The organism is Pseudomonas boreofloridensis, from assembly GCF_030580795.1.
GTDB classification, from domain to species: Bacteria; Pseudomonadota; Gammaproteobacteria; order Pseudomonadales; family Pseudomonadaceae; genus Aquipseudomonas; species Aquipseudomonas boreofloridensis.
On record NZ_JAUQOQ010000002.1, the window covers coordinates 125,924 to 151,076 of the forward strand.

Consider the following 25,153-nt stretch of genomic DNA (forward strand, 5'->3'; position numbering starts at 1 on the left):
CGGGCACTGGAGTCCGTGTGGCGGCAGCGATCCGCCGCCGCGATCAGGCGCGTTCTGCAACCAAGCGTAGCCGCTCAGCCCAGGAACAGCGTGTACGCCGGGTTATCGGTTTCGTCCCAGTAGGGGTAGCCGATCTTGGCCAAGGCATCGGGCAGCAGGTGACGCTCGTCTTCCGGCACCTGCAAACCCGCCACCACCCGACCATCGGCCGCCCCGTGATTGCGGTAGTGGAACATCGAGATGTTCCAGCGACCGCCCAGCTTGTCGAGGAAATTGAACAGCGCGCCGGGACGCTCGGGGAATTCGAAGCGCAGCACCCGCTCGTCGCTGGCGGCTGCCGAGTGGCCACCGACCATATGGCGGATGTGCAGCTTGGCCAGTTCGTTGTCGGTGAGGTCGGTGACCGGGAAACCTTGGTCGGTCAGGTGCTGCACCAGCGCTGCGCGCGGGTCGGTCTCCGGGTGGGTCTGCACGCCGACGAAGATGTGCGCCTGCTTGTCGGCGTGGTAGCGATAGTTGAATTCGGTGATCTGGCGCTTGCCGATGGCCTCGCAGAAGGCCTTGAAGCTGCCCGGGCGCTCCGGGATGGTCACGGCGATGATCGCCTCGCGCTTCTCGCCCAGTTCGGCGCGCTCGGCCACATGCCGCAGGCGGTCGAAGTTGACGTTGGCGCCGGAGTCGATGGCCACCAGCGTCTGCCCGCTGACGCCGGTCAGCTCCACGTAGCGCTTGATGCCCGCCACGCCCAAGGCGCCAGCAGGTTCGGTGATCGAGCGGGTATCGTCGTAGATATCCTTGATGGCCGCACAGATTTCGTCGGTGCTGACGGTGATCACCTCGTCCACGTGGTGCCGGCAGATGTCGAAGGTGTGCTGGCCGATCTGCGCCACGGCCACCCCATCGGCGAACAGCCCGACCTGTGGCAGCACCACGCGCTCGCCAGCGGCCATGGCCGCCTGCAGGCAATTGGAGTCGTCTGGCTCCACGCCGATGACCTTGATCTCGGGACGCAGGTACTTCACGTAGGCGGCGATGCCGGCGATCAGGCCGCCGCCGCCGACCGGCACGAAGATCGCATCGAGTCGCCCAGGGTGCTGGCGCAGGATCTCCATGGCCACGGTGCCCTGCCCGGCGATGGTGTGGGGGTCGTCATAGGGGTGGATATAGACGAAGCCCTTTTCGTCGACCAGCTTCAGCGAGTAGGCCAGGGCTTCGGGGAAGGAATCGCCATGCAGCACCACCTTGCCGCCGCGCGAACGCACGCCCTCGATCTTGATTTCCGGGGTGGTCTTGGGCATCACGATGGTCGCTTTGATGCCCAGCTCGCGGGCCGCCAATGCCAGGCCCTGGGCATGGTTGCCCGCCGAGGCGGTGACCACGCCACGGGCCAGTTCCTCGGCGCTCAACTGCGCCAGCTTGTTGTACGCCCCGCGGATCTTGAAGGAAAACACCGGCTGCAGGTCTTCGCGCTTGAGCAGGACCTGGTTGCCCAGGCGCTTGCTCAGTTGCCCGGCGCTGTGCAGCGGGGTTTCGACCGCGACGTCGTAGACGCGCGAGGTGAGGATCTTCTTGACGTACTGTTCGAGCATGTTGAACACATCACTGGGCCGCGGGACAGGGGCTGGAAGTCTACCCCAGCGCCCGGTCGGGCGACCACAGCAAAGCCTGTGGAGTGGCTATACTAGCGCCCTTCAGAAAACCTCCCGCCCCTCCGGAGCCCGCATGACCCAGGACCAACTCAAACAGGCCGTCGCCCAGGCCGCCGTCGACTTCATTCTGCCGCGGCTGGATGACAAGAGCATCGTCGGCGTCGGCACCGGCTCGACCGCCAACTGCTTCATCGACGCCCTGGCCCAGCACAAAGGCGCCTTCGACGGTGCGGTCGCCAGCTCCGAGGCCACCGCCGAGCGCCTCAAGGGCCATGGCATCCCGGTCTATGAGCTGAACAGCGTGGGCGAACTGGAGTTCTACGTCGACGGTGCCGACGAGAGCGATGCGCACCTGAACCTGATCAAGGGCGGCGGTGCCGCGCTGACCCGCGAGAAGATCGTCGCGGCGGTGGCCCGCACCTTCATCTGCATCGCCGACGCCAGCAAGCTGGTGCCGGTGCTCGGCGCCTTCCCGCTGCCGGTGGAAGTCATTCCCATGGCCCGCAGCCATGTCGCGCGCCAACTGGTCAAGCTGGGCGGCGACCCGGTCTACCGCGAGGGCGTGCTGACCGACAACGGCAACGTCATTCTCGACGTGCACAACTTGCAGATCACCAACCCGGTGCAGCTCGAAGCGCAAATCAACGCCATCGTCGGCGTGGTCACCAACGGCCTGTTCGCGGCGCGGCCCGCCGACCTGCTGCTGCTGGGCACCCCTGAAGGCGTCAAGAGCCTGAAGGCGGAGTAAGCAGCCCCTGCTCAGTCGGCGGCCGGCTTGAACACGTAGAACAGGTTAGGCTCGCTGACCAGGTACAGCGTCCCGGCATCGTCCATGGCGATGCCCTCGGCCTGCGGCACCGTGCGCTCAAGCCCTTGATAACCCTTGCGCAACGACAAGGTACTCAGCGGCCGCCCCTCCACGTCCAGCTCCAGCACCAAACGCGACTCGTCGGACAGCGCCAGCAGGTGACCGCTGCGCTCGTCGAACTGCAAGCTGGACAGGTCGCGCACGAACAGCCGCCGATCCCGTTTACGGTCCTGCACCACCTGCACGGCGTAGGGTTGGTCGGGCTGGTCGTGGGGAAAACCGCGGACTTCGTAGATCAGCATCGGGTCGCGCTCCTTGGCCACGAACAGCCGCTTGCCGGCCGAGTCGTAGGCCAGGCCCTCGAAGCCCTTGTTGCCGTTCAGGCCGATCCCCAGGGTCAATTGCTCGGCCTGGCTGGCGTCGAGCGTGCGCGTGTCATCGTCCAGGCGCACGCGGATCAGGCGCTGCTGGCGCTCATCGGTGATCACGTAGCTGTTGGGGCCGACGTACTCCACCGCCTCCGGATCACCGAAGCCGACCAGCGTCACGCGCCGCAGGATGCGCCCCGCCAGCGACAACTCGATCAGCTCGGAGCGGGCGTTGGTGACGGTGAACAGGGTCTTGCGCTCGGGATCGAAGGTCAGCGCGGACACGTCGTCGTCCAGGCCATCGATAGGCTGAGCTTGAATCACCGCGCGATAGCGATCCAGGCCCATCCCCTGGTCGCTGGGCTGCCACCAGGTGCGCAGGTTGAACCAGCCACGCTCGAACAGGCGAAACTCATGGGCCGCCGCCGCCAGCAGGGCCACGGATAGGAAAGCCACGAAAATCAAGGGAAGACGCAGATGACGGCGCATGCTCAGGGCTCGACGAAAGGTGGCGAATCTAATCACGTCCAGCTGAAACAAAGCTTAATGCCATCATCGCCAGACGCGCGCTTTCAGGACTTCTTGAAGCGGTAGAACAGCGCCGGCTCACTGATGATGTACAGGTTCCCCTGGTCGTCCATGGTCACGCCTTCGGCGCGTGGAATGCGACTTTTCAGCCCGTTGAAAGCCCCCAGCAGGCTGATGAAGCTGACCTGCTTGCCCTTCTCGTCCAGCTCCAGCAGCAAGTGAGAGTCCGCCGAGAGCACCAGCAGATGACCGGTGCGCGGATCGACCGCCAGTGCCGAAAGGTTGCGCAGGTCCAGTTGATCGTTGGGCAACGGCTGCTTGCTGCCCACCAGTGGGCCACGTCCATCGGTGTTCCAGGTATAGAGACGCGGCGGGCGCTCTTCGCCGATTACCAGACGCTGGCGTTGCGGGTCCCAGGCAATGGCCTCGAAGCCTTTGTTGCGCTCTTCTGATTCACCCAGGTCGTAATTCGGGAAGTCGGCGCGGGTGAGCGAGGTGGTGCCCGGATCGACCTTGACCACGGTCAGGTCATGGTTGCGCTCATCGACGATGGCGATCTGGCCGTTATCGAGCACGGCCACGCCCTCAGGGTTGGCCCAGCCCAACAGCGGGATCTGGCGCAACACATCACCCTCGAGGGTGAGCTCGACCAGGAAGGGGTTCTTGCCCATGACCGCGAACAGCGTGCGCGTCTGCGGGTTGAAGGACAGGTCCGAGGCCTCGTCGTCCGCCATGCCTGGCAAGTGCTTGGCGTCGATGTCCACCCGGTAGTCCGGCAGCCACACGCTCTGCTGGCGTTCGGCCTTGCTCTCGAAGCGCTCCTTGATCCACAGCACCGCGCGGTCGTCCCAGTGCATGGCGATCGCCACGCCATAGGCGATGACCGCCATCGCGGCGAAGGCGAACGACCAGCGTCGGTAGAACGGGCGTTTGCGGCGGGCGGAAGCGTGGGAGGCAGCGGGCATGCGCGGTTCCTGATGCGGGCGAGGACGCGCGCATTATCCGCACGGGGTGTGAAAAAATGGTCAATCGCCCAGGCTGGCTGCAGCCGCAAACGCGTGCGCAGCCCGCCTGGATGGGTCCGTTCAGAGCACGCGGCTTTCGAAACGGCTCGCGCCTGGCAGTTCCAGCACCAGTTCGTCACCGACGTTCAGCGGCCCGACGCCAGCCGGGGTGCCGGTGAGGATCACGTCGCCGGCCTGGAGCGAGAAATGCGCGGCGATGTGCTGGATGATCGGCACGATGGGGTTGAGCATCATCGCGCTGCTGCCGTCCTGGCGCACCTCGCCGTTGATGGTCAGGCGCACGGGGATGTCGGTCACGTCGGCGAAACTCGACGCCGCCACGAAGGGCGCCAGCACGCAGCCACCGTCGAAACTCTTGGCCAACTCCCACGGCAGGCCCTTTTCCTTGAGCTTGGCCTGCAGGTCGCGCAGGGTCAGGTCCAGCGCCGGGGCATAGCCGGAAATGGCATCGAGCACCTCCTCGACGGTGGGCTGGGTGGAGAGCGGCTTGCCCAGCAGCACCGCGATCTCGGCCTCGTAGTGCACCGAACCGCGCTCGGAGGGAATCTTGAAGCCGCCTTCCAGAGGCACCACGCAACTGCCCGGCTTGATGAACAGCAGCGGCTCGCTGGGGATGGGGTTGTCCAGTTCCTTGGCGTGCTCGGCGTAGTTGCGGCCGATGCACACCACCTTGCCCAGCGGGAAATGAATGCGCGTACCGTCTACGTACTGGTGCTGGTAACTCATGGCCGACTCCTCTGGAACTGCTTTTATTCGGGAGCGAAGATCTTACCCGGATTCATGATGCCGTTCGGATCGAACACCGCCTTTATCGCTTTCATGCAGGCGATTTCCGCCGCCGAGCGGCTGTAGCCCAGGTAATCGCGCTTGGTCATGCCCACGCCATGCTCGGCGGAGATCGAGCCGTGGTAACGCTCGACGATCTCGAATACCCATTTGTTGACCGTGGCGCAGGAGGCGAAGAACGCGTCCTTGCTCATGTGTTCGGGCTTGAGGATGTTCAGGTGCAGGTTGCCATCGCCGATATGGCCATACCAGACCACTTCGTAGTGCGGATAGTGCTCGGCCACCACCGCATCGATGTCGCGCAGAAACGCGGGCACCTTGGACACGGTCACCGAAATGTCGTTCTTGTACGGGGTCCAGTGGGAGATGGTCTCGGACCGGTACTCGCGCAGCTTCCACAGGTTCTTCAACTGCGTCTCGCTCTGGCTCATCACTCCGTCGAGCACCCAGCCCTGTTCCACGCAGTGCTCGAACGTGGCCAGTGCTTCGTTGGCCACCTCATCGGTGCTGGCTTCGAATTCCAGCAAGGCATAGAACGGGCACGGCGTCTCGAACGGTGCAGGCACGTCGCCGCGCTCGAGGATTCTGGCCAGGCCCTTGTCGGAAAAGAATTCGAAGGCGGTGAGGTCGAGCTTGCCCTGGAAGGCATGCAGCACCGGCATGATCGAGTCGAAATCCGGCGTGCCCAGCACCATCGCCGTGAGGTTGCGCGGGGCGCGGTCCAGGCGCATGGTGGCCTCGACCACGAAGCCCAGGGTGCCCTCGGCGCCGATGAACAGGTGGCGCAGGTCGTAGCCGGTGGCGTTCTTGATCAGGTCGCGGTTGAGCTCCAGCAACTCGCCGGTGCCGGTCACCACCTTCAGTCCCGCCACCCAGTTGCGCGTCATGCCATAGCGGATGACTTTGATGCCGCCGGCGTTGGTGCCGATGTTGCCGCCGATCTGACTCGACCCACTGGAGGCGAAGTCCACCGGGTAGTACAAACCCTGCTCTTCGGCGAACTGCTGGAGCTGGCGGGTGATCACGCCCGGCTCACAACGCACGGTGCGGTCGAAGGGGTTGAAGTCGAGAATGCGGTTCATGCCGTCGAACGCCACCACCACCTCGCCATTGGCCGCCACGGCAGCGCCGGACAGCCCGGTGCGGCCGCCCGAAGGCACCAGCGCGACCTGATGGCGATTGGCCCAACGGACGATGGCCTGGACCTGCTCGACGGTCTTGGGCAGCACGATGGCCGTGGGCGCGGGCGGGTAGTGCTGGGTCCAGTCCTTGCCGTAGGCCTCCAGCGAGGCGGGGTCGGTGAGGACCTTGCCAGGGTCTACCAGGGTCTTCAGCTCATCAATTACCGCGTGGTCGGTCATCGGCAGAACTCTCGAACGATTCATGGTCACCCTGAGCACTCTTCACCTGTCGGGATAAGCTCAGACGGTGTCGCGTATGCTAGCATAGCGCCCCCGCCGATCGTGCTAAGGCCCGTCCAAAGCCCGTCGCCGCGCCGCTTTGCCCCTCTTCGCCATTTTTTCTCCGGGATACAGGTTTACGCAGATGAGCAAGACTTCTCTCGACAAGAGCAAGATCAGGTTCCTTCTTCTCGAAGGTGTCCATCAGAACGCCGTGGACACCTTGAAAGCTGCTGGCTACACCAACATCGAGTACCTCACGGGCTCGCTGCCGGATGCCGAACTGAAGGAAAAGATCGCCGATGCCCACTTCATCGGCATCCGCTCGCGCACCCAGCTGACCGAAGAGGTCTTCGACTGTGCGAAGAAACTGGTCGCGGTCGGTTGCTTCTGCATCGGCACCAACCAGGTCGACCTGGGCGCGGCGCGCGAGCGCGGCATCGCGGTATTCAACGCGCCGTACTCCAACACCCGGTCGGTGGCCGAACTGGTGCTGGCCGAAGCCATCCTGCTGCTGCGCGGCATCCCCGAGAAGAATGCCTCCTGTCACCGTGGTGGCTGGATCAAGAGCGCGGCCAACTCCTTCGAGATCCGTGGCAAGAAGCTGGGCATCGTCGGCTACGGCTCGATCGGCACCCAGTTGTCGGTCCTGGCCGAGAGCGTGGGCATGCAGGTGTACTTCTACGACCCGCTGACCAAATTGCCGCTGGGCAACGCCACCCAGGTCACCAGCCTGAACGAATTGCTCGGCCTGGCCGACATCGTGTCGCTGCACGTGCCTGAGCTGCCCTCCACCCAGTGGATGATCGGCGAGAAAGAAATCCGCGCGATGAAGAAGGGCTCGATCCTGATCAACGCCGCGCGCGGCACCGTGGTCGAGCTCGACCACTTGGCCAACGCGATCAAGGACAAGCACCTGATCGGCGCCGCCATCGACGTCTTCCCGGTGGAGCCGCGCTCCAACGACGAAGAATTCGAAAGCCCGCTGCGTGGCCTGGACAACGTGATCCTGACCCCGCACATCGGCGGCTCCACCGCCGAGGCGCAGGCCAACATCGGCCTGGAAGTGGCCGAGAAGCTGGTCAAGTACAGCGACAACGGCACCTCGGTGTCCTCGGTCAACTTCCCTGAAGTGGCCCTGCCGGCGCACCCGGGCAAGCACCGTCTGCTGCACATCCACGAGAACATTCCGGGCGTGCTCAGCGAGATCAACAAGGTGTTCGCCGAAAACGGTATCAACATCTCCGGCCAGTTCCTGCAGACCGACGAGAAAGTCGGCTATGTGGTGATCGACGTCGACGCCGAGTACTCGGACCTGGCGCAAGAGAAGCTGCAACAGGTCAAAGGCACCATCCGCTCGCGCGTACTGTTCTGATCGATAAGACCGGTCCGGGAAACCGGACCGGTCGCAAACAGGCTGCGCACTCGCCTACCGCCTGTTCAGAAATATCCCTACTGAAAAATTCCCCGCCTGCCTCAAACATACGCCCGATATCGGGGTCATAGGCAGCGTTCGACCCTGGCCGACCCAAAAGCCTTGGCGAGCTGACTTCATCTGCCGAGAATCAGAAGGGAATTCCATGCGTTTGACCACTGGCCTGCTGCTGGCAGCCCTCATCAGCCCACTGGCCCAGGCCGAGCTGATCGACGAAATCAACGACCGGGGCGAGCTGCGCATCGCCGTGCAGACCGACAACGCCCCTTACGCGTTCAAGAAAGACGAGCAGTTGACCGGCTTCGATATCGAGTTCGGCCAGGAACTGGCGCGTGAACTCGACGTGCGCGCGCAGTTCGTCGAAGCGCCGGCCAACGAGGTGCTGCCCGGCGTGCAAAGCGGCATGTACGATATCGCCCTGACACCGGTAGCAGGTCAACCCGCCAGCCAAGGCGCGCTCGACCTGAGTCAGCCGTTCGCCGAAAAGACCTTGGTCATCCCCTTCCAGAAAGACAACCCTGCATTCGAGAGCGCGCTGAACAATGCATTGCAGCGGCTCGAGGACAGCGGACGAACCGCCGAGCTGGAACACAAGTGGCTCGACCCCGAGACGAAGGCCGAGACGGCGCCGTCCGTCACTCCAGCGCCTGCCGAGCCTCCTCCAGCTCCAGCTCACTGAACACCCGCACGCCCTCACGGCGCAACAGTGCAGCCACCACCCCTTCGCCCGGCACCTTCACACCGCTGAAGGTGCCATCGTAGGTCAGTTGGTTGCCACAGGACGGGCTGCCGGACTTGAGCACCGCTACCTTGATCGCATGCCGTCGCACCAGCGCCAGCGCCTGTTGGGCGCCGCCGAGAAACGCTGCGCTGACATCCTCGCCGCTGACCGTGATCACCTGGGTCTGCCCGTCGAGCACCTGGCCACCTTGCCCGCCGCGAATCTCCGCCGCCGGACGTGGCGTGGGCAGCCCGCCAGCCACTTCCGGACACAGCGGCACCACCCGGCCTTCGGCCTGCCAGCGCCTGAGCACCTGCGGATGGCCACTGGCGCGCCCGTCGTAGCGCACCGGCTGGCCCAGCAGGCAGGCGCTGACCAGGACCTTCGGCAAATCAGAACGGATCATTGCCACGCCGCCTGAACCAGCCGGTCAGCGACAGGCGTTCGCGCGTCGCTGGCAGCACTTCGTGGGGTATATCGCCGGACAGGAACACCACCAGGCTGCCCGCTTGCGGCTGCACGTCACGCTCGACGCCATCGGCGAGGAACATGCGCAACTGCCCGCCCTCGGTCGGTTGCCAGTCGTGGTTGAGGTAGAGCACCGCCGAGACCATGCGCCGATCGTCGTCGCGAAAGCGGTCCAGGTGCTTGAGGTAGAACGCCCCGGGCGGATACAGGGCGAAATGGCACTCGAAATCCTCGAGCCCGAGGAACAGGCCGCGATTGATCGCCAGGCGCAGGGTGTCCATCAGTTCCAGGTAGCGGTCGCACGGCTCGGCCTGGCCGGGATCGATCCACTGGATCTGGTCGCCGCGAATCGCTTCGCGCACTTCCTGGCTCGCGCCCCTGCCGACGCCGGCGGGATTGAGCTCGCCCTCGGCATGACGGCGACGGCATTCGGCCGCCAGCGCACGGGCCAGCGCGTCGGGCAGGAAAAGCGGCTGTTGCGACCAGCCACGGGTGGCCAGGTCGTCGACCACGGCCGACAGCAGGGGATGTTCAAGGGGATTAGGCATGGCGCGCATCATATCCATTCGCCCCGAGCGCGCACAGCGCCGCTTGGCCGAGAAGCGCGCGGATATCTCGACAAGGCCTGCCGCCCCACGGACAATGGCGACCTGCCGACAGGAGTCCTGAATGCGCCGTCTGTTTTCCCTGCTTCTGCTGATGATCTGCACCATGCCTGTCTGGGCAGACAGCCTCGACCAGTTGTACAAGGCCGCGGGTTGGCCTGAGCAACGCGCCCATTTCAACGACGCCCTCGGCGCCGCCCAGTTGCGCTACCGCAACAGCCTGCCTCCAGCGCTGTTCCAGGCCCTGGTCAACAACAGCAATCAGCGCTTCCAGGCCCAGGCCATGGACACCCGCGCCCAGGCCCAACTGCGCGCCAAGCTGAAGAACCCGGCGCCCGCGCTGGCGTTCTTCCAGTCCTCGGTCGGGCGCAAGGTGGTCGCCGCCGAGTTGCTGGCCACCCGCAAGGATCAGTTGGCCAAGAACGCCAAGGGCCTGCCCAGGATCGAAGCCAGCGACAACCGCCTGCTGGCCATCGGTCACCTGGCCCAGGCGCTTCCGGCCCGCGAAGCCGGCGCGGAAGTGAGCCTGGCCATCGCCGGGGTCGCCGCCGACAGCCTCAGCTCGATGATTCCCGGCCTGCTCGGCAACGGTCAGGCCCAAGGTTTGCTCGACGGCCAGCGCCAGCGCCTGATGAACGAAATCGGTGAAGACCTCAACAACACGCTGCTGTACGTCTACCGCGACCTGAGCGACGACGAGCTGGAGCGCTTCGTCGAATTCGCCGAGTCGGCGCCAGGCAAGGCCTACTATCAAGCCGCCCTGGCCGCCGTGCGCGCGGGCCTGGCCGTGGGTCAGAGCAGCGCCGAGCTCAACTGAGCAGGCGCTGGTCGAGGAAGGCGAAGTAGCACTGGCGGATGTCCGGCAGCTCATTGGCCAGGTGATGCCGAGCCTGGGGCAGCAGCAGGATGTCCGGTTCGTCGAACTTGTCCTTGAGCACCTTGAGGTTGTACGGCCAGTCCACCGTGCCGTCGGCCTCGCCCTGCACGACCAGCAGCCGACGCCCACTGTGCGGCGCCGCCTCGATGCGCCGGACCCAGGCCATCAAGGCGCCGACCCACGCCGTGGGCAAACGCCGGGGCTGTAGCGGGTCGTCCTGCAGGAAGGCGAGAAACGCCGGATCGTTGGTGTTGGCGGTGAAGCGCCGCTCGATGCCATCGACGAAATGACGCAGCACCCGGTAGCTCAACTTCGACCAGCCCCAGGCCCGTGGCCGCACCAAAGGTGCCAGCAGGATCACCTGGCCGTCGGCCGGGCTCTGCTCGGCGCAATGCAGCAGGTGATCGATCACGATGGCGCCGCCAGTGCTCTGTCCACAGAGATGCCAGGGCCGCGGCAGGTCGAGCAGACGCGCCTGCTCGAACAGCGCGTGGAGCACCTGCTGATACACGGCGAAGTCGGCGATGCTGGCGCGTGCGCCGCTGGACAGGCCGTGCCCGGGCAGGTCGCAGGCGATCACTGCGAAGCCTTGGCCCAGCGCCCAGTCGATCACGTGGCGGTACAGGCCCATGTGGTCGTAGTAGCCATGCAGCAGGAACAGCGTCGCCACCGGCGCCTGCGGCACCCACACCTGCCCTGCCAGGTCGAAGCCCGCCACGCTGAAGCCGCCCAGCCATGACATCACCGGCAGGTCGAGTCCGTAGAAGCGCTGGTAGTCCTGGGCCTGCGGCGACAGCGGCGGGCGAGTGGACAAGGGGGCGAAGCTGGCGCGCAGCAGGTCGGGGTGAAAGGTCGGCAGCATCGAAAAGTCCGCAGTCGCGCAAGTATTGATCTGCGATATTCAGCTCTGCGTCCGGCCATGGCAAGCTGACGACTTCGTCCGGTGCTCGATCCAGAGTGCCGCCGCCCCATCGCGGACACTCCATGAAGACCCTCAGTACCCTGCTTGCCGCCCTGCTCTGCGCCGCCGCCCTGTGGTGGGCCTACGACAGCTTCCAGTCTCGCTACCTGCGCACCTTCGACGATTCCGCCACGCTGTTCGAGGGCGGCACACTACGCCTGCCGGCCGGGCTCGCCGGGCCGGGAGCGATCCGGGTGGTGCACTTCTGGGACCCGGCCTGCCCGTGCAACGTCGGTAACCAGCAGCACCTGGCCGAGCTGGTCGAGCACTTCGCGCCCCAGGGCGTGACCTTCCATGTGCTGCGCAAGCCCGGCAGCGATGGCCAGCTTCCGGCCAACCTCGACGCCCTGCAATCCCTGGCCGAGCTGCCCGGCAGCGAACAGCTCCCCGCCTCGCCTGCCGTGGCCATCTGGGACCGCGAAGGCCGGCTCGCCTACTTCGGCCCCTACAGTGCAGGGGCGGTGTGCAATTCGAGCAACAGCTTCATCGAACCGGTACTGCGCGCGCTGCTCCAAGGCCGCCACGTCGATGCCTCCAACGCCCTGGCCAGCGGCTGCTACTGCCCCTGGCGGTCCTGATCAATCGCGCACCCGCGCCGGATTGCCCACCACCACCGCACCGGCCGGCACATCGCGGGTGACCACGCTACCGGCGCCGACCACGGCGTCGTCGCCGATGGTGACGCCCGGCAGGATGATCGCCCCACCGCCGATCCACACGTTGTTGCCGATCGTCACCGGCCGCCCGCTTTCCAGGCCCGTGCGGCGCATGGCCGGATCCAGCGGATGGTCAGCGGTATAGATCTGCACCGAGGGCGCGATCTGGCAGTCGTCGCCGATGCGCACCGGCAGCACGTCGAGGATCACCACGCTGAAGTTGATGAACGTGTTGCTGCCCACGCTGATGTTGTAGCCGTAGTCGCAATAGAACGGCGGGCGGATCACCACGCCCTCGCCGACCTCGGCGAAATGCGCTTGCAGCAAGGCATGACGCGCCTCCTTGGACAGCAAGGCGCTTTCGCTGTAGCGCTGCATCCAGCGCTTGTTGGCCATCTGCTCGGCCTGAAGCTCGGGGCAGCCAGCGTGATAGAGCTGCCCGGCCAGCATTTTCTGTTTTTCGCTCAGGGACATGGAAACTCCTGCAGGGGTCTGTTCTTCGAGGCGCCTTTGCGCTGATCATCTGACCTCGCGCACCGCGCAAAATCACAGGGAGTCCCATGAAACGTCGTCTGATACTGCTGACGGTGGTCGTGGCCAGCGCCGCGGGCGCCGGCTACTGGTACGTGCACGCCAAGCTGCCGCAACGTGCCGGCGAAGCGACCGTGCCCGGCCTGAGCGCACCGGTGGCCGTGCGCTACGACGCACGCGGCGTGCCGCACCTGCAGGCCGCCAACGAAACCGACCTGTATCGCGCCCTGGGCTACGTACACGCCCAGGACCGACTGTTCCAGATGGAACTGATACGGCGCCTGGCCCGTGGCGAGCTGGCCGAGGTGCTGGGCAGCAAGCTGGTGCGCACCGACACGCTGTTTCGCAGTCTGCGCATTCGCGAGCAGGCGGCCCGCATGGCCGCACGCGCAGACCCTCAATCGCGCTCCTGGCAGGCGTTGCAGGCTTACCTCGACGGTGTGAACAGCTGGCAAAGCAGCCATCCGCGGCCAGTGGAGTTCGACCTGCTGGGCATCGCCGAACGCCCCTTCACCGCCGAAGACACCCTGAGCGTCGCCGGCTACCTGGCCTACAGCTTCGCCGCCGCATTCCGCACCGAACCGGCATTGACCTACATCCGCGACCAACTCGGCCCCGACTACCTGAAAATCTTCGACCTCGACTGGCATCCGGACGGCGCGCTGCGCCCGGCCCTGGCCGCCAGCGACTGGCGCAGCCTGGAAAACCTGGCGCGGCTGAGCCACGAAGCATTGGGCGATGCGGGTGTGGCCCAGTTCGAAGGCAGCAACGCCTGGGCCGTGGCCGGCAGCCGCACGCGCAGCGGCCGAGCGCTGTTGGCCGGCGACCCGCACATTGGCTTCGCGGTGCCGGCGGTGTGGTACGAGGCCGAACTGTCAGCCCCCGGCTTCAACCTGTACGGTCACTTCCAGGCGCTGAACCCGTTCGCCCTGCTGGGGCACAACCGCGACTTCGGCTGGAGCCTGACCATGTTCCAGAACGACGACGTCGACCTGATCGCCGAAAAGACCCATCCGGACGACGCCAATCAGGTGCTGGTCGATGGCCAGTGGCACAGACTCGAACGCACCGAGCAGCAGATCGCGGTCAAGGGCGAGGCGCCGGTGAGCATCACCCTGCGCCGCTCGCCCCATGGTCCGATCGTCAACGACGTGCTCGGCGATACCGCCGGCGCTACGCCGGTCGCCCTGTGGTGGGCCTTCCTGGAGACCGATAATCCGATTCTGGAGGCCTTCTACCAGATCAATCGCGCCGACAGCCTGGACAAGATGCGCGCCGCCGCCGCGCAGATCCACGCACCGGGCTTGAACCTGGTGTGGGCCAACGCCGCGGGCGACATCGGCTGGTGGGCGGCCGCGCAATTGCCGATCCGTCCACAGGGCGTCAACCCCACGTTCATCCTCGACGGCAGCAGCGCCCAGGCCGACAAGCTTGGCTTCTATCCCTTCAGCGCCAACCCCCAGCAAGAGAATCCGGCCAGCGGCTACATCGTCTCGGCCAACTATCAGCCTCCGGCAGCGATGCCCATTCCCGGCTACTACAACCTGCCCGACCGTGGTCGGCAGTTGGACCGCCAACTGTCCGCTGCGCACGTCAAATGGGATCTGGACAACAGCCAGGCCCTGCAGCTCGATACAAGTACCGACTACGGCCCACGCACCCTCGCGCCGCTGCTGAACACCCTGCGGCAGGTGGCCGAAGGCGTCGAGCAACAGGAGTTGGTCGAGCAACTGGCCGCTTGGGGTGGCGACTATCCGCTGGAGTCCACCAGCGCCACGCTGTTCAACCAGTTCCTCTACGAGCTGGCCTACGCTGCGCTGCACGACGAACTGGGCGATACCTGGTTCCAGGCACTGATCAACACCCGCGCCATCGATGCCGCGCTACCGCGCCTGGCCGCCGAGGTGGACTCGCCCTGGTGGACGCTGCGCGGTAGCCCGCAACCCACCGACCGCACCGCCATCGTACGCCTGGCTTGGCAGCGCAGCCTGGCGCATCTGCGCGAGCTGTACGGCGACGATCCGGGCCTCTGGCAATGGGGCAAGGCCCACACCCTCAGCCACAATCACCCGCTGGGGCAGCAGAAGCCGTTGAACCTGCTGTTCAACGTCGGCCCCTTCGCCGCGCCCGGCAGCCATGAAGTGCCGAACAACCTCTCGGCGAAGATCGGCCCGGCGCCCTGGCCAGTGAACTACGGACCTTCGACCCGGCGCCTGATCGACTTCGCCGACCCGGCCCAGGCCCTGACCATCAACCCCGTGGGCCAGAGCGGCGTACCGTTCGACCGGCACTACGCCGACCAGGCCGAGGATTACGTGCAAGGGCGCTACCGCAAGGTGCAGATGGGCGTGATACCGGCGCAGAGCACCTTGCGCCTGGTGCCGGCGCGCTAGGGGCTTGAATGGGCGATCAGCCCTGCCACTTGCCGCCTTCGACGATCACGCTTTCAGGTGGGGTATCGTCGCTCAGCTCCTTGCGCACGTACTGGTCATAGAGCTTGAGCAGGAATTTCTCCTCGCCGAGCCTGGCCAGCTCGGCATTGACCCAGTCGCGCAGCTCGGTGTTGCCCTTCTTCACCGCCGGCGCGATGGGCGCTTCCTCGCCCAGCAATTGCGGCAACACGCGATAGCCGGGGTTCTGCTTGGCCCAGCTGAACAGGATCAGGTTGTCCTGGGCATAGGCATCGCCGCGCCCATTGGCCAAGGCCTGCAGCGATTCGCTGTTTTTCTCGAACTTGAGCAGCTTCCAGTCGGGGTGGTTTTTGCTCAGCCAGATATCGGCAGTGGTACCGGTGGTGACGATGATGGTCTTGTCCGCCAGGTCGTCGAGGGCCTTTACCGGGCTGCCGTCGGCGACGATGGCCTGCACCGCCACCCGCAGGTTGGGGTTGGTGAAATCCACCGCTTCCTTGCGCTCCGGGGTGACGGTCATGTTGGCCAGGATCAGGTCGACTTTATCGCTCTGCAGAAATGGAATGCGGCTAGCTGGCTCCACGGCCACGAACTCGACCTTGTTCTCGTCACCGAGCAGGTCCTTGGCGAAGCGGCGGCCGATGTCGGTATCGAAGCCCACATAGCGGCCTTTTTCATCGACGAAGCCGAACGGCGGCTTGTCGGTGAAGACCCCGACGATCAGTTTGTCGCGGGCCTTGATGGTGTCCAGGTAGCTGGCCGAGGCAGCGGGTTTGGCTGCCGCCGAGGAATCGGTCGGCTTGTCGCAGCCGGCCAGCAGCGCCAGGCCGAACAGCGGTGCCAGCAGCTTGGTGAGGTGGGCAGTTTTCATGACAGCTCCTTGTGCGTTGTCTTCGGCAGGCTTTCGACGAAGGAGAACTTGTCCAGGAACTGCTGCGCGCGTGCGGTTTGCGGTCGACTGAAAAAACTCTCGGGGTCGTTCTGTTCAAGGATCCTGCCGGCCTCCATGAACAGGATGCGATCGGCCACCGCGCGGGCGAAGGCCATTTCGTGGGTGACGATGAGCAGGGTCATGCCGTCGCGGGCCAGGCCCTGGATCACTTGCAGCACTTCCTTGACCATTTCCGGGTCGAGGGCAGCGGTGACCTCGTCGAACAGCATCACCTGGGGATTCATGCACAGCGCGCGAACGATGGCGATACGCTGCTGCTGGCCGCCTGAGAGCTGGCGCGCGAAGGCATCGCGCTTGTCCAGCAAGCCGACCCGCGCCAGCAGCGTCTCGGCCTGCGCCTGGGCTTCGGCGCGCGGACGTTTCTGCACCTTGAGCGGGCCGAGCAACAGGTTGTCGATCACGCTCATGTGACCGAACAGGTGGTAACTCTGAAACACCATGCCGACCCGCTGACGCACTTGGCGCCAGTCGGTGCCGGGCTGCAACAACTCCTTCCCGTCCAGGCGCAAACTGCCACTGTGCGCAGCTTCAAGACCATTCAGGCAACGCAGCAGCGTGCTTTTGCCGCAGCCGCTGGGGCCGAGAATCACCACCACTTCGCCGGCCTGAACCTGCAGGTCGATGTCCTTGAGCACTTGGTGCTCGCCGAAAAACTTGTTGAAACCCTGGAATTCGATCAATGCATTCATGAATGTGCCCAGCGGCGCTCCAGCGCGCGCGAGGCGGCCGAAAGCGGATAGCAGACGAAGAAGAAGAACAGGAACAGGGCGCCATAGATCAACACCGATTCGTAGGTGCGCTCGATGATCTGCTGCCCGGCCTTGATCACCTCGACCACGCCGATCAGCACGGCCAGCGAACTGGTCTTGACGATGCGGGTGTAGAGGTTGATGGTCGGCGGCGTCATGCGCTTGAGCGCCTGGGGCAGCAACACGTAGCCATACAGCTGCAGCCCGGACAGGCCGATCGACAGCCCTGCCTCACGCTGTCCGCGCGGCAGCGAGGTAAGCGCACCGCGCACCACCTCGCCGATCTCGCTGGCGCCCCACAGTCCCAGCACCAGGACGGCGCACCAGAAGCTGGGAATGCTTACGGAAAAGACGATCGGCAGACCGAAGAACACCAAGTACAGCCAGACCAGTACCGGAATGGCGCGAAACAGCTCCAGGTAGACCTGCAGGGCGATGTTCAGCGTACGTCTACCGAGCGTGGCCAGCACGCCATACAACACCCCGCCCACGGTCGCGAAAACGATGCCCAGCCCCGAGATGGCCAAGGTCTGCGCCGCGCCCCTGGTCAGTTGCGGCAAGGACACCAGCAACAGCTCAATTGCCGAACTGGCCATGTTGCAGCCTCCTTTCCAGTGCCCGTAGCAGCAACGACAGGGGCAGGAACAGCAGCACGCACAGCAGCGTCAGCACCGTGAGCATCTCGTAGGTCTTGTAGTACAAAGCGATGTAGTTCTTGGTGGTGTAGAGGATTTCCGGCACCGCCACCGCCGACACCACGGTGGTCTCCTTGAGCAGGAAGATGAAGTTGGCGAACAGTGCCGGCAGGCTGAGAATGCTGGCCTGGGGCAGGATCACATGGCGCAGCAACTGGCCCTCGGACAAGCCGATGGCGCGTCCGGATTCCAGTTGCGCACGCGGCACCGCTTCGACGCCGGCACGCAGCACCTCGGTGAGGTAAGCGCCGCCCATGAAGGTCAGGGTGATGATCGCCGCCGCGAAGCCGGAAACCTTCAGGCCCAGGCTCGGCAGTGCGAAGTAGACGAAGAACAGTTGGATGAGCAACGGCGTGTTGCGAGCCAATTCCACGTAGCCCTTGACCATGCGCCACAGGTAGGGCGTGCGCAGCACCAGAAGTGCGGCGTTGAACAGGGCCACCAGCAGCGACGTGGCGATGGCGATCAACCCGACCTGAAGGGTCACGCCGACGGCGCTGACGAAAGCGGGCAAGGTGCTGAGCAAGAAGGCGGTATCGAACGTCACGGACGACGTCTCGGTGCAGGCTCTACGGGGTACGACATGGCGAACATTCCCTGTGCGGCGCGAGGTTCGCTCAGCGGCGCGGGTCATCGTGGAGGGCGCCGGTGGGCACCATGGGTAGACTCTAAAGGCATAAGAAATTTTCTCTAAATACCTTTATTGCATATTGATATCACCCACTTACCGGCTTGGAAATTTCATCTCCCCTCTCCGGATCTTTCCTCGTCCCAAGCCCTCAAACAGCTCCCGCACGACAGGCACCTCGGCCTTGAGCGATGACCCCATGCCCCACACCACTCCCCCTGCCACCCCTGAACAACTGCAATGGCTGCTGGCCCTGTACAAGGCGCTGAACGGCGCGCGCTGAGTATCACCCGCCCTGTGTTTCCACAAACGAAAACGCCGACGCAAAAGCGTCGGCGTTTTCCGGTGGAGCGCTGAAGCGGCGAATCAGAACGCTGGCAGCACTGCGCCTTGGTACTTCTTCTCGATGAAGGCTTTCACTTCCGGGCTGGTCAGGGCCTTGGCCAGCTTCTGCATGGCATCGCTGTCCTTGTTGTCAGGACGGGCGACCAGGAAGTTGACGTAAGGCGAGTCGCTGCCCTCGATCACCAGGGCGTCCTTGGCCGGATTCAAGCCCGCTTCCAGTGCATAGTTGGTGTTGATCATGTCCAGGTCGACCTGATCCAGCACACGCGGCAGCATGGCCGATTCGAGCTCGCGGAACTTGAGCTTCTTCGGGTTCTGGGCAATGTCCTTCGGTGTGGCCAGGGCGTTGCTCGGGTCTTTCAAGGTGATCAGCCCGGCCTTCTGCAGCAGCAGCAAGGCGCGGCCACTGTTGCTGCCCTCGTTGGGGATGGCGACGGTGGCGCCGTCTTTCAGCTCGGAGAGGCTCTTGACCTTTTTCGAGTAACCGCCGAAGGGCTCGACGTGCACACCGACCACGGTTTCCAGATGGGTGCCTTTGCCTTCGTTGAAGTTCTTCAGGTACGGCAGGGTCTGGAAGTAGTTGGCATCCAGGCGCTTCTGGTCCACCTGTACGTTCGGCTGCACATAGTCGGTGAAGACCTTGATCTCCAGATCCACCCCTTCCTTGGCCAGGGTCGGCTTGATCAGCTCGAGGATTTCGGCGTGGGGCACGGGCGTGGCCGCCACCACCAGTTTCTCGGCCGCCTGGGACAGGCCGGACAGGGACAGCGCAGCGGCGAACGCCGTGGTCAGCAGGGTCTTCTTCATGGTGATCCTTGTTCTTGAGCCTAGGCCATCGACGATGGCGAATTCAGGTGCCGCACCGCAAGCGGCGGGCGTGGAGCGGACAATACCGGTAATTTTTATGCCCTAACAATATCTTTTAATTCAATGCTTATTCCAAAAACAAAAAGCCATCATGGCTTTCGCTTCTGAGCACTCTGAATGCCCTCTAGCCCGCGCCAGGCTTGAGCTCGGTCAGATATTTCTGCAGCAGTGCACGCAGTGCGGCGAGCGTCTGCGGCTCGCGGCTGCGGCCCAACTGGGCCAGCCGCGTCTCCAGGCTGGCCAGAGGCGAACGGTCCGGCAGGTCCAGGTGCTGCGGCAGGATTTCCTCACCCTCGGCCTGCAGCAAGGCGAAGTGAATGACGTTCTCCAGCTCGCGGGTATTGCCCGGCCAACTGTGCGCCTCCAGCGCCTGCTGCGCGGCCTCGCTGATCAGCGCTACGCCACGCTCCAGGCGGGCGCTGTAGATACCGACGAAATACTCGGCCAACGGCAGGATGTCACCGACCCGATCGCGCAGCGGCGGCAGCTCGAGCTCACCCTCGTGCAGGTAGAGGTACAGCCGTTCATTGAAGCGCCCGGCGCGTACCGCTTGGGCCAGGTCGATGCTGGAGGCGGCGACCAGGCGCACGTCCACCGCCTGCGGCTGCTGCGCGCCGACCCGCGTCACCTCGCGATTCTCCAAGGCGGCCAGCAGCTTGCCCTGGATCGTCAGTGGCAAATCGCCGATCTCGTCCAGGTACAAGGTGCCGCCGTTGGCCGAGCCGAACCAGCCGGCACGGCTGCTGGCGCTGCCGCCATGAATGCCGGCGCTGTAGCCGAACAGCTCGGCGTCGGCGTAGGTGTGGCTGATGCCTGCGCAGTTGACCGAAACGAACAGCCCGGCACGGTCGCTGGCGCGGTGAATCTGCCGCGCCAACAACTCCTTGCCGGTGCCGGTCTCACCGCGGATCAACACCGGCAGCGGCTGCGGCGCCAGGCGCTCCAGCGCCTCACGCAGCTGCTGCGAGCGCGGATCGACGAACACCAGCGCCTTGGCGCGGATGCTCAGTGGGCTCTTGTCCAGCTCGGGAAAGGTCAGCAACGGCTGGCCAAAAGGGTGATTGAAACTCATGGCAGACTCCCGCCCCGCAGCGCGCGGTGCAACGGTGAAAAGCGTGTTCAGGCGCGACGCAGGGCCTGCTGGTCGATACGCCCTTGCAGCCGGAAAAGATAGGCGAAGCCCTGCTCCCAGCGTTCGTGGCCGGACTTGACGTTGATGTGCCCGGCATTGCTCAGCAGCCCGACCTCCGCGCCCCAGGCGCTGGCCAAGGCGAGTGCGCGCGGCACACTCACGGCCGGGTCGTTGTCCGAGCTGACCACCTGGCTGGGGAACGGCAACGGCTGCGTGGAAATGGGTGCGAAATTGCGCAACGCCGCCGCGCAGGTCGGCCGCTCCACATCCGCCGGTGCGACCAGCAGGGCGCCGTGAACCTGACGTAGCGCGCTCGGGCTGGCCTGCGCCGCCCAATGGGCCACGGTGATGCAACCCAGGCTGTGGGCGATCAGGATCACCGGCGAACGCTCGGCGACGATGGCCTGGTCGAGCGCCGCCACCCAATCGCCGCGCTGCGGCGTCAGCCAATCCAGTTGCTCGACCCTGACGCTGTTGGGCAGGCTGCGCTGCCAATGGCTCTGCCAGTGATTGTCTGGCGATCCTTGCCAGCCCGGCACAATCAGGTAACGAATGGATGCACTGCGCATGGGGTCGCCTCCTTGGAACTGGGGTGTCTTGGGGCACCAGTATAAAGAGACGGTTATATTCTCAAAGGAATAAGAAGCTATTTATTAATAACCAAAATCATTATTCACCTACAGCACGACCCGCAGACACTGCCCCGCGTGATACAGCGAGAAGCCTGATTCGTAGAACAACGTACGCAACGACGGCACGCTGACCGGCTTCATCGGCGAGAAGGGAATGGGCAGGTGTTGGTGGTCGCCCTTGAGCAGAAACTCGGCGAAGGCGCGCCCGATCACCGTGCCCGTGGTGTTGCCCCGGCCGTTGTAGCCGGTCACCGCCACCACCCCCGGCGCCGGCTCGAATAGGCGCATCAGGTGATCGGGAGTGAAGTCGATGCAGCCGGTCCAGTGCATCTCCCAAGGCACCTGGCCCAGTTCCGGGAAGTAGTGACGCTGGATGCGGTCGGCCCAGCGGCGCACGAACCAGGCCGGCTTGTTGTCGACCCGCCCGAGGCTGCCGAGCAGCAGGCGGCCCTGGTCGTCGCGACGGATGCTGCTGAGCACGGTGCGGGTGTCCCACGAACCCTGACCGTGGGGCAGGATCTGGTCCGCCGCCGCCCCCTGCAGCGGTTTCGAGGCGATCTGGTAGTAGTAGCCGCGAAAGAACTGCTTGCGCAGCACGGTCCAGTCGCCTTCGGTGTAGGCGCCGGTCGAGATCACCACCTGCTGCGCCCGCACGCTACCGCCGGCAGTCGTCACCTGCCAGCCGTCGCCGTCACGCACCAGCGCCTGCACCGGCGACTGCTGCAACAGCACGCCGCCCAGCCGCTGCACGGCGTCGGCCAGCCCTTGGGTGTAGGCCATGGGATTGAGGGTGCCGGCGCGGCGGTCGAGCAGCGCGGCGGCAATCTGCTCGGTGCCGCAGTACTCGCGGCAGGCGGCGCCGGTCAGCAGTTGCACATCGGCGCCACGTCGCTGCCATTGCGCCTGGCGCGCTTGCAGATCGGCAATGCCGGCCGCGTTGTGCGCCATGTGCAGGGTGCCCTGGTGCCTGGCCTGGCACTCGATGCCCAGGCGCTGGATCAGGGCGAAGACCTCGGCCGGCGCCTGGCCGAGCACCTGGTTCAGCCGCCCGCCACGTTCGGCCCCCAGGGTCGCCTCGACATCGTCGGGACGAATCCACGTGCCCGCGTTGACCAGGCCGACATTGCGCCCGGAGCCGCCACGCCCGACTTCGTGCGCTTCCAGCACCACCACCGAACGGCCTTGCTCGAGCACGTGCAACGCCGCTGACAACCCGGTGATGCCAGCGCCGATCACGCAGACATCGGCCCGCCGCTCGCCGGCCAGAGGCTGGACGGCGACGCTTGGCCGGGTGATCGTTTCCCACAGACAGGCTTGACGCAGATCGGACATGGCCCGGCTCCTGCAATGTTGTTCTTGTCGTAGCCTTGCAGGGGCGCGGACCGACGCCGGGCCCCGTATTCAGATCGCTCAGTCGAAGACGATGCCCTGCGCCAGCGGCAACTCGCGGGAGTAGTTCACGGTGTTGGTCTGCCGGCGCATGTAGCCTTTCCAGGCATCCGAGCCGGACTCGCGTCCACCACCGGTTTCCTTCTCACCGCCGAAGGCGCCGCCGATCTCGGCGCCGCTGGTGCCGATGTTGACGTTGGCGATGCCGCAATCGCTGCCGGAGGCGCTCTGGAAGCGCTCGGCCTCGCGCACGTCGGTGGTGAAGATACACGACGACAGGCCCTGCGGCACGGCGTTGTTCAGGTGCAAGGCCTGGTCGAAATCGTCGTAGGCCAGCACGTAGAGAATCGGCGCGAAGGTTTCGTGACGCACCACCGCGCTCTGGGTCGGCATCTCGACGATGGCCGGCGCCACGTAGTAGGCATTCGGATAGCGCTCGGCCAGTTGCCGCTCGCCGCCGAACACGGCACCCCCCTCGTCACGGGCCTGGGCCAACGCGCCCTGCATGGCGTCGAACGACTGCTGGTCGATCAGCGGACCGACCAGGTTGTCCTGGCGGGGATCACCGATACGTACCTTGGCGTAAGCGGCCTTGAGGCGAGTGAGCACTTCGTCCTTGATCGAACGGTGGACGATCAGCCGGCGCAGGGTGGTGCAGCGCTGACCTGCGGTGCCCACGGCAGAGAACAGGATGCCGCGCACGGCCAGGTCCAGGTCGGCGCTGGGGGCGAGGATCATGGCATTGTTGCCACCGAGTTCCAGGATGCAGCGGCCGAAGCGCGCGGCCACCCGTGGCGCCACTTCGCGGCCCATGCGGGTGCTGCCCGTGGCGCTGATCAACGCGACACGCGGGTCGTCGACCAAGGCCTCGCCGGCTTCACGGGCGCCGATCACCAGTTGGGTCAGTCCCTGGGGCGCATCGGCGAAGGCGTCCAGCGCCTGGCCCAGCAGCGCCTGGCAGGCCAAGGCAGTCAGCGGGGTCTTCTCCGAAGGCTTCCATACCACGGCGTTGCCCGCCACCAGCGCCAGCGTGGTGTTCCACGCCCACACCGCCACCGGGAAGTTGAACGCGCTGATCACCCCCACCACACCCAACGGGTGCCAGGATTCACGCATGTGGTGGCCGGGGCGCTCCGAGGCGATGGTCAGGCCGTACAGTTGACGCGACAGGCCGACGGCGAAATCGCAGATGTCGATCATCTCCTGCACTTCGCCCAAGCCTTCCTGGGTGATCTTGCCCGCCTCGATACTCACCAGTTCGCCCAATTCGGCCTTGTGCGCCCGCAGCACCTCGCCGAACAGGCGCACCAACTCGCCACGGCGCGGGGCCGGCACATCGCGCCAGCGCTCGAAGGCTTGCTGCGCACGGTCGATGCAGGCCACGGTCTGGTCCTTGCCCAGCAGTGTCACCGAAGCGATGCGGCTGCCGTCGATCGGCGTGTGGACAGGGTGTTCGCCCTGGGTGTAATCCGCAGCGGCAACGCCGAGACGCTCGAGCAATCCAGCAACCATGGTGCTTCTCCTGGAATCGTTTGGACGGTTGAAAAGTGACTGGCAATCAGTATTAATCCGATTGCTTCGCTGCCACAAATGACCTTTATTCCTCTAATCATTCCCCTCGGGAATAGTTGACTGCCTCGAGAAAAACCATGTCCAAGCGCCTGGTCCCGTCGATGACGGCCCTGCAGTGTTTCGAGGCGGCGGCTCGCCACCTGAACTTCACCCGTGCCGCTCAGGAGTTGCACCTGACCCAGAGCGCGGTGAGCAAACAGGTGGCGCAGCTCGAAGAGCTGCTGCGCCATCACCTGTTCCTGCGTATCCGCCGGCGCTTGCAGCTCACCCCGGCCGGCGCGTTGTACCTGGCCGAGGTGAACAAGATCCTCACTCAGCTGGACATGTCCAGCCGCTACGTCCTGACCTACGGCGAGCAGACCGAAGTGCTCAAGGTCGCCACCCAGCCGAGTTTCGGCGTGCGCTGGCTGATCCCCCGGCTCAAGGGCTTCGGCAAGCGCCACCCGAACATTCACCTGGACATCCGCAACGAGATGGAGCCCTTCGCCTTGCTGCAAGGCTCGGCCGATGTGGTGTTCTTCTATGGACGAGGGACTTGGCCCGGCGCGACCTGCATCGAGTTGTTCGGCGAGGAGGTGGTGCCGGTGTGCGCGCCGGAGCTGCTCAGCGAGGGCGCGCTGAAGGGGCCGGCCGATGTGGCGGCAAGGGTATTGCTGCAAAGCACGTCGCGGCCCGAGGCTTGGCATGAATGGTTCCTGGAGCAGGGCCTGCACACCGACAACAGCTACCAGGGGCCGCGCTTCGATACCTTCTACATGGCGCTCAGTGCCGCTCAGTCGGGCTGCGGCGTCGCGCTGGTGCCGCGCTACCTGGCCAGTCGCGAATTGGCCGAAGGCAGCCTGGTGATCGCCTGGGAGCATGCGATGCAAAGCCCGGGCAAGCACTATCTGGCCTACGCCGAGCATGCGGCAGAAGTGCCCAAGGTCCGGGCACTGGTGGAGTGGATCGGCGTCGGCCAGTGAG

At 65.2% G+C, this 25,153-nt stretch carries 25 protein-coding genes; 7 read left to right on the forward strand and 18 right to left on the reverse strand.

Annotated features, from left to right (window positions below):
- Positions 1–74: 74 nt before the first annotated feature.
- Complete coding sequence (gene ilvA, locus Q6A47_RS02735; protein ID WP_304482928.1) at positions 75–1,589, reverse strand: threonine ammonia-lyase, biosynthetic; 1,515 nt, start codon at positions 1,587–1,589, stop codon at positions 75–77.
- Between the two features lie 133 nt (positions 1,590–1,722).
- On the opposite strand from ilvA, the gene rpiA reads away from it, so the two are divergent.
- Positions 1,723–2,397, forward strand: coding sequence for a ribose-5-phosphate isomerase RpiA (rpiA, locus tag Q6A47_RS02740; RefSeq protein ID WP_039581854.1), 675 nt, complete (start codon positions 1,723–1,725; stop codon positions 2,395–2,397).
- A gap of 11 nt (positions 2,398–2,408) precedes the next feature.
- Here rpiA and Q6A47_RS02745 read toward each other — a convergent pair whose 3' ends face one another.
- The 4 genes from Q6A47_RS02745 to Q6A47_RS02760 all read right to left on the reverse strand — a co-directional run bounded on the left by Q6A47_RS02745 (position 2,409) and on the right by Q6A47_RS02760 (position 6,525).
- Positions 2,409–3,314: an SdiA-regulated domain-containing protein gene (locus tag Q6A47_RS02745; protein ID WP_039581857.1), complete on the reverse strand. Its 906-nt coding sequence runs from the start codon at positions 3,312–3,314 to the stop codon at positions 2,409–2,411.
- Between the two features lie 83 nt (positions 3,315–3,397).
- Positions 3,398–4,318, reverse strand: a complete 921-nt coding sequence (locus Q6A47_RS02750; protein WP_304482930.1) for an SdiA-regulated domain-containing protein — start codon at positions 4,316–4,318, stop codon at positions 3,398–3,400.
- Between the two features lie 120 nt (positions 4,319–4,438).
- On the reverse strand, positions 4,439–5,104 hold the full coding sequence (locus Q6A47_RS02755; protein WP_029614749.1) for a fumarylacetoacetate hydrolase family protein: 666 nt from the start codon (positions 5,102–5,104) through the stop codon (positions 4,439–4,441).
- Between the two features lie 23 nt (positions 5,105–5,127).
- Positions 5,128–6,525, reverse strand: a complete 1,398-nt coding sequence (locus Q6A47_RS02760) for a D-2-hydroxyglutarate dehydrogenase (protein ID WP_304483205.1) — start codon at positions 6,523–6,525, stop codon at positions 5,128–5,130.
- Positions 6,526–6,709: 184 nt separating this feature from the next.
- Between Q6A47_RS02760 and serA the strand changes: the two genes are divergently transcribed.
- Together serA and Q6A47_RS02770 are read left to right on the forward strand one after the other, a co-directional pair.
- Positions 6,710–7,939 carry a phosphoglycerate dehydrogenase gene (gene serA, locus Q6A47_RS02765; RefSeq protein ID WP_039581865.1) on the forward strand — a complete coding sequence of 410 codons (1,230 nt, stop codon included), beginning with the start codon at positions 6,710–6,712 and terminating at the stop codon, positions 7,937–7,939.
- A gap of 205 nt (positions 7,940–8,144) precedes the next feature.
- A complete protein-coding gene (locus tag Q6A47_RS02770; protein WP_304482932.1) occupies positions 8,145–8,678 on the forward strand; it encodes a substrate-binding periplasmic protein in 534 nt (177 codons plus the stop codon).
- On the opposite strand, the gene Q6A47_RS02775 is transcribed toward Q6A47_RS02770, so the two are convergent.
- Both Q6A47_RS02775 and Q6A47_RS02780 read right to left on the reverse strand, forming a co-directional pair.
- On the reverse strand, positions 8,635–9,126 hold the full coding sequence (locus Q6A47_RS02775; RefSeq protein WP_116889812.1) for a 2-thiouracil desulfurase family protein: 492 nt from the start codon (positions 9,124–9,126) through the stop codon (positions 8,635–8,637). The two genes, Q6A47_RS02770 and Q6A47_RS02775, sit on opposite strands and share 44 nt — an antisense overlap.
- Entirely contained in the window at positions 9,113–9,745 is a 633-nt protein-coding gene (locus Q6A47_RS02780; protein WP_039583307.1) for a 2OG-Fe(II) oxygenase, read from the reverse strand. Before Q6A47_RS02780 ends, Q6A47_RS02775 begins: the two co-directional genes overlap by 14 nt.
- Positions 9,746–9,857: 112 nt before the next feature.
- Here Q6A47_RS02780 and Q6A47_RS02785 point away from each other — a divergent pair, with 112 nt between their 5' ends.
- The gene (locus Q6A47_RS02785; RefSeq protein WP_116889814.1) at positions 9,858–10,610 is read left to right on the forward strand and encodes a DUF2059 domain-containing protein; all 753 of its coding nucleotides are present in this window, start codon (positions 9,858–9,860) and stop codon (positions 10,608–10,610) included.
- Here Q6A47_RS02785 and bipL read toward each other — a convergent pair.
- Positions 10,603–11,532: a phospholipase BipL gene (gene bipL, locus Q6A47_RS02790; RefSeq protein ID WP_304482936.1), complete on the reverse strand. Its 930-nt coding sequence runs from the start codon at positions 11,530–11,532 to the stop codon at positions 10,603–10,605. The genes Q6A47_RS02785 and bipL overlap by 8 nt on opposite strands.
- Before the next feature lie 122 nt (positions 11,533–11,654).
- Between bipL and Q6A47_RS02795 the strand changes: the two genes are divergently transcribed.
- Positions 11,655–12,209, forward strand: coding sequence for a DUF6436 domain-containing protein (locus Q6A47_RS02795; protein ID WP_304482938.1), 555 nt, complete (start codon positions 11,655–11,657; stop codon positions 12,207–12,209).
- Here Q6A47_RS02795 and Q6A47_RS02800 read toward each other — a convergent pair whose 3' ends face one another.
- On the reverse strand, positions 12,210–12,761 hold the full coding sequence (locus tag Q6A47_RS02800; protein WP_029614743.1) for a sugar O-acetyltransferase: 552 nt from the start codon (positions 12,759–12,761) through the stop codon (positions 12,210–12,212). It abuts the gene before it with no gap.
- Positions 12,762–12,847: 86 nt separating this feature from the next.
- Between Q6A47_RS02800 and Q6A47_RS02805 the strand changes: the two genes are divergently transcribed.
- Complete coding sequence (locus Q6A47_RS02805; protein WP_304482940.1) at positions 12,848–15,211, forward strand: penicillin acylase family protein; 2,364 nt, start codon at positions 12,848–12,850, stop codon at positions 15,209–15,211.
- A 16-nt stretch (positions 15,212–15,227) separates the two neighbouring features.
- Here Q6A47_RS02805 and Q6A47_RS02810 read toward each other — a convergent pair whose 3' ends face one another.
- From Q6A47_RS02810 to amaB, 9 genes are all read right to left on the reverse strand, one after another.
- Positions 15,228–16,100, reverse strand: a complete 873-nt coding sequence (locus Q6A47_RS02810) for a transporter substrate-binding domain-containing protein (protein ID WP_304482942.1) — start codon at positions 16,098–16,100, stop codon at positions 15,228–15,230.
- On the reverse strand, positions 16,097–16,870 hold the full coding sequence (locus Q6A47_RS02815) for an amino acid ABC transporter ATP-binding protein (protein WP_029614741.1): 774 nt from the start codon (positions 16,868–16,870) through the stop codon (positions 16,097–16,099). Before Q6A47_RS02815 ends, Q6A47_RS02810 begins: the two co-directional genes overlap by 4 nt.
- On the reverse strand, positions 16,867–17,526 hold the full coding sequence (locus tag Q6A47_RS02820) for an amino acid ABC transporter permease (RefSeq protein ID WP_029614740.1): 660 nt from the start codon (positions 17,524–17,526) through the stop codon (positions 16,867–16,869). Before Q6A47_RS02820 ends, Q6A47_RS02815 begins: the two co-directional genes overlap by 4 nt.
- Positions 17,507–18,172 carry an amino acid ABC transporter permease gene (locus tag Q6A47_RS02825; RefSeq protein ID WP_039581882.1) on the reverse strand — a complete coding sequence of 222 codons (666 nt, stop codon included), beginning with the start codon at positions 18,170–18,172 and terminating at the stop codon, positions 17,507–17,509. The genes Q6A47_RS02820 and Q6A47_RS02825 overlap by 20 nt, the downstream gene beginning before the upstream one ends.
- A gap of 447 nt (positions 18,173–18,619) precedes the next feature.
- Complete coding sequence (locus Q6A47_RS02830; protein ID WP_029614738.1) at positions 18,620–19,405, reverse strand: MetQ/NlpA family ABC transporter substrate-binding protein; 786 nt, start codon at positions 19,403–19,405, stop codon at positions 18,620–18,622.
- 184 nt (positions 19,406–19,589) lie between these two features.
- On the reverse strand, positions 19,590–20,537 hold the full coding sequence (locus Q6A47_RS02835; RefSeq protein WP_304482944.1) for a sigma 54-interacting transcriptional regulator: 948 nt from the start codon (positions 20,535–20,537) through the stop codon (positions 19,590–19,592).
- 47 nt (positions 20,538–20,584) lie between these two features.
- The gene (locus Q6A47_RS02840; RefSeq protein ID WP_039581886.1) at positions 20,585–21,166 is read right to left on the reverse strand and encodes an alpha/beta hydrolase; all 582 of its coding nucleotides are present in this window, start codon (positions 21,164–21,166) and stop codon (positions 20,585–20,587) included.
- Positions 21,167–21,274: 108 nt separating this feature from the next.
- Positions 21,275–22,561 (reverse strand): L-pipecolate oxidase, encoded by a 1,287-nt coding sequence (gene amaA / locus Q6A47_RS02845; RefSeq protein WP_304482945.1) that lies wholly within the window; start codon positions 22,559–22,561, stop codon positions 21,275–21,277.
- A gap of 78 nt (positions 22,562–22,639) precedes the next feature.
- The gene (amaB, locus tag Q6A47_RS02850) at positions 22,640–24,130 is read right to left on the reverse strand and encodes an L-piperidine-6-carboxylate dehydrogenase (protein ID WP_304482947.1); all 1,491 of its coding nucleotides are present in this window, start codon (positions 24,128–24,130) and stop codon (positions 22,640–22,642) included.
- Between the two features lie 137 nt (positions 24,131–24,267).
- Here amaB and Q6A47_RS02855 point away from each other — a divergent pair, with 137 nt between their 5' ends.
- A complete protein-coding gene (locus tag Q6A47_RS02855; protein WP_304482949.1) occupies positions 24,268–25,152 on the forward strand; it encodes a LysR family transcriptional regulator in 885 nt (294 codons plus the stop codon).
- The last annotated feature ends 1 nt before the right edge of the window (position 25,153 follow it).

Bases quoted from the DNA above. Each gene is read 5' to 3' on its own strand.
- Q6A47_RS02785 (WP_116889814.1), top strand. From the start codon at position 9,858: ATGCGCCGTCTGTTTTCCCTGCTTCTGCTGATGATCTGCACCATGCCT.
- Q6A47_RS02780 (WP_039583307.1), bottom strand. From the start codon at position 9,745: ATGCGCGCCATGCCTAATCCCCTTGAACATCCCCTGCTGTCGGCCGTG.
- ilvA (WP_304482928.1), bottom strand. From the start codon at position 1,589: ATGCTCGAACAGTACGTCAAGAAGATCCTCACCTCGCGCGTCTACGAC.
- bipL (WP_304482936.1), bottom strand. From the start codon at position 11,532: ATGCTGCCGACCTTTCACCCCGACCTGCTGCGCGCCAGCTTCGCCCCC.
- Q6A47_RS02840 (WP_039581886.1), bottom strand. From the start codon at position 21,166: ATGCGCAGTGCATCCATTCGTTACCTGATTGTGCCGGGCTGGCAAGGA.
- rpiA (WP_039581854.1), top strand. From the start codon at position 1,723: ATGACCCAGGACCAACTCAAACAGGCCGTCGCCCAGGCCGCCGTCGAC.
- Q6A47_RS02815 (WP_029614741.1), bottom strand. From the start codon at position 16,870: ATGAATGCATTGATCGAATTCCAGGGTTTCAACAAGTTTTTCGGCGAG.
- Q6A47_RS02800 (WP_029614743.1), bottom strand. From the start codon at position 12,761: ATGTCCCTGAGCGAAAAACAGAAAATGCTGGCCGGGCAGCTCTATCAC.
- Q6A47_RS02745 (WP_039581857.1), bottom strand. From the start codon at position 3,314: ATGCGCCGTCATCTGCGTCTTCCCTTGATTTTCGTGGCTTTCCTATCC.
- Q6A47_RS02835 (WP_304482944.1), bottom strand. From the start codon at position 20,537: ATGAGTTTCAATCACCCTTTTGGCCAGCCGTTGCTGACCTTTCCCGAG.
- Q6A47_RS02750 (WP_304482930.1), bottom strand. From the start codon at position 4,318: ATGCCCGCTGCCTCCCACGCTTCCGCCCGCCGCAAACGCCCGTTCTAC.
- Q6A47_RS02795 (WP_304482938.1), top strand. From the start codon at position 11,655: ATGAAGACCCTCAGTACCCTGCTTGCCGCCCTGCTCTGCGCCGCCGCC.
- Q6A47_RS02760 (WP_304483205.1), bottom strand. From the start codon at position 6,525: ATGACCGACCACGCGGTAATTGATGAGCTGAAGACCCTGGTAGACCCT.
- Q6A47_RS02805 (WP_304482940.1), top strand. From the start codon at position 12,848: ATGAAACGTCGTCTGATACTGCTGACGGTGGTCGTGGCCAGCGCCGCG.
- Q6A47_RS02810 (WP_304482942.1), bottom strand. From the start codon at position 16,100: ATGAAAACTGCCCACCTCACCAAGCTGCTGGCACCGCTGTTCGGCCTG.
- Q6A47_RS02820 (WP_029614740.1), bottom strand. From the start codon at position 17,526: ATGGCCAGTTCGGCAATTGAGCTGTTGCTGGTGTCCTTGCCGCAACTG.
- serA (WP_039581865.1), top strand. From the start codon at position 6,710: ATGAGCAAGACTTCTCTCGACAAGAGCAAGATCAGGTTCCTTCTTCTC.
- amaB (WP_304482947.1), bottom strand. From the start codon at position 24,130: ATGGTTGCTGGATTGCTCGAGCGTCTCGGCGTTGCCGCTGCGGATTAC.
- Q6A47_RS02770 (WP_304482932.1), top strand. From the start codon at position 8,145: ATGCGTTTGACCACTGGCCTGCTGCTGGCAGCCCTCATCAGCCCACTG.
- amaA (WP_304482945.1), bottom strand. From the start codon at position 22,561: ATGTCCGATCTGCGTCAAGCCTGTCTGTGGGAAACGATCACCCGGCCA.
- Q6A47_RS02755 (WP_029614749.1), bottom strand. From the start codon at position 5,104: ATGAGTTACCAGCACCAGTACGTAGACGGTACGCGCATTCATTTCCCG.
- Q6A47_RS02855 (WP_304482949.1), top strand. From the start codon at position 24,268: ATGTCCAAGCGCCTGGTCCCGTCGATGACGGCCCTGCAGTGTTTCGAG.
- Q6A47_RS02775 (WP_116889812.1), bottom strand. From the start codon at position 9,126: ATGATCCGTTCTGATTTGCCGAAGGTCCTGGTCAGCGCCTGCCTGCTG.
- Q6A47_RS02830 (WP_029614738.1), bottom strand. From the start codon at position 19,405: ATGAAGAAGACCCTGCTGACCACGGCGTTCGCCGCTGCGCTGTCCCTG.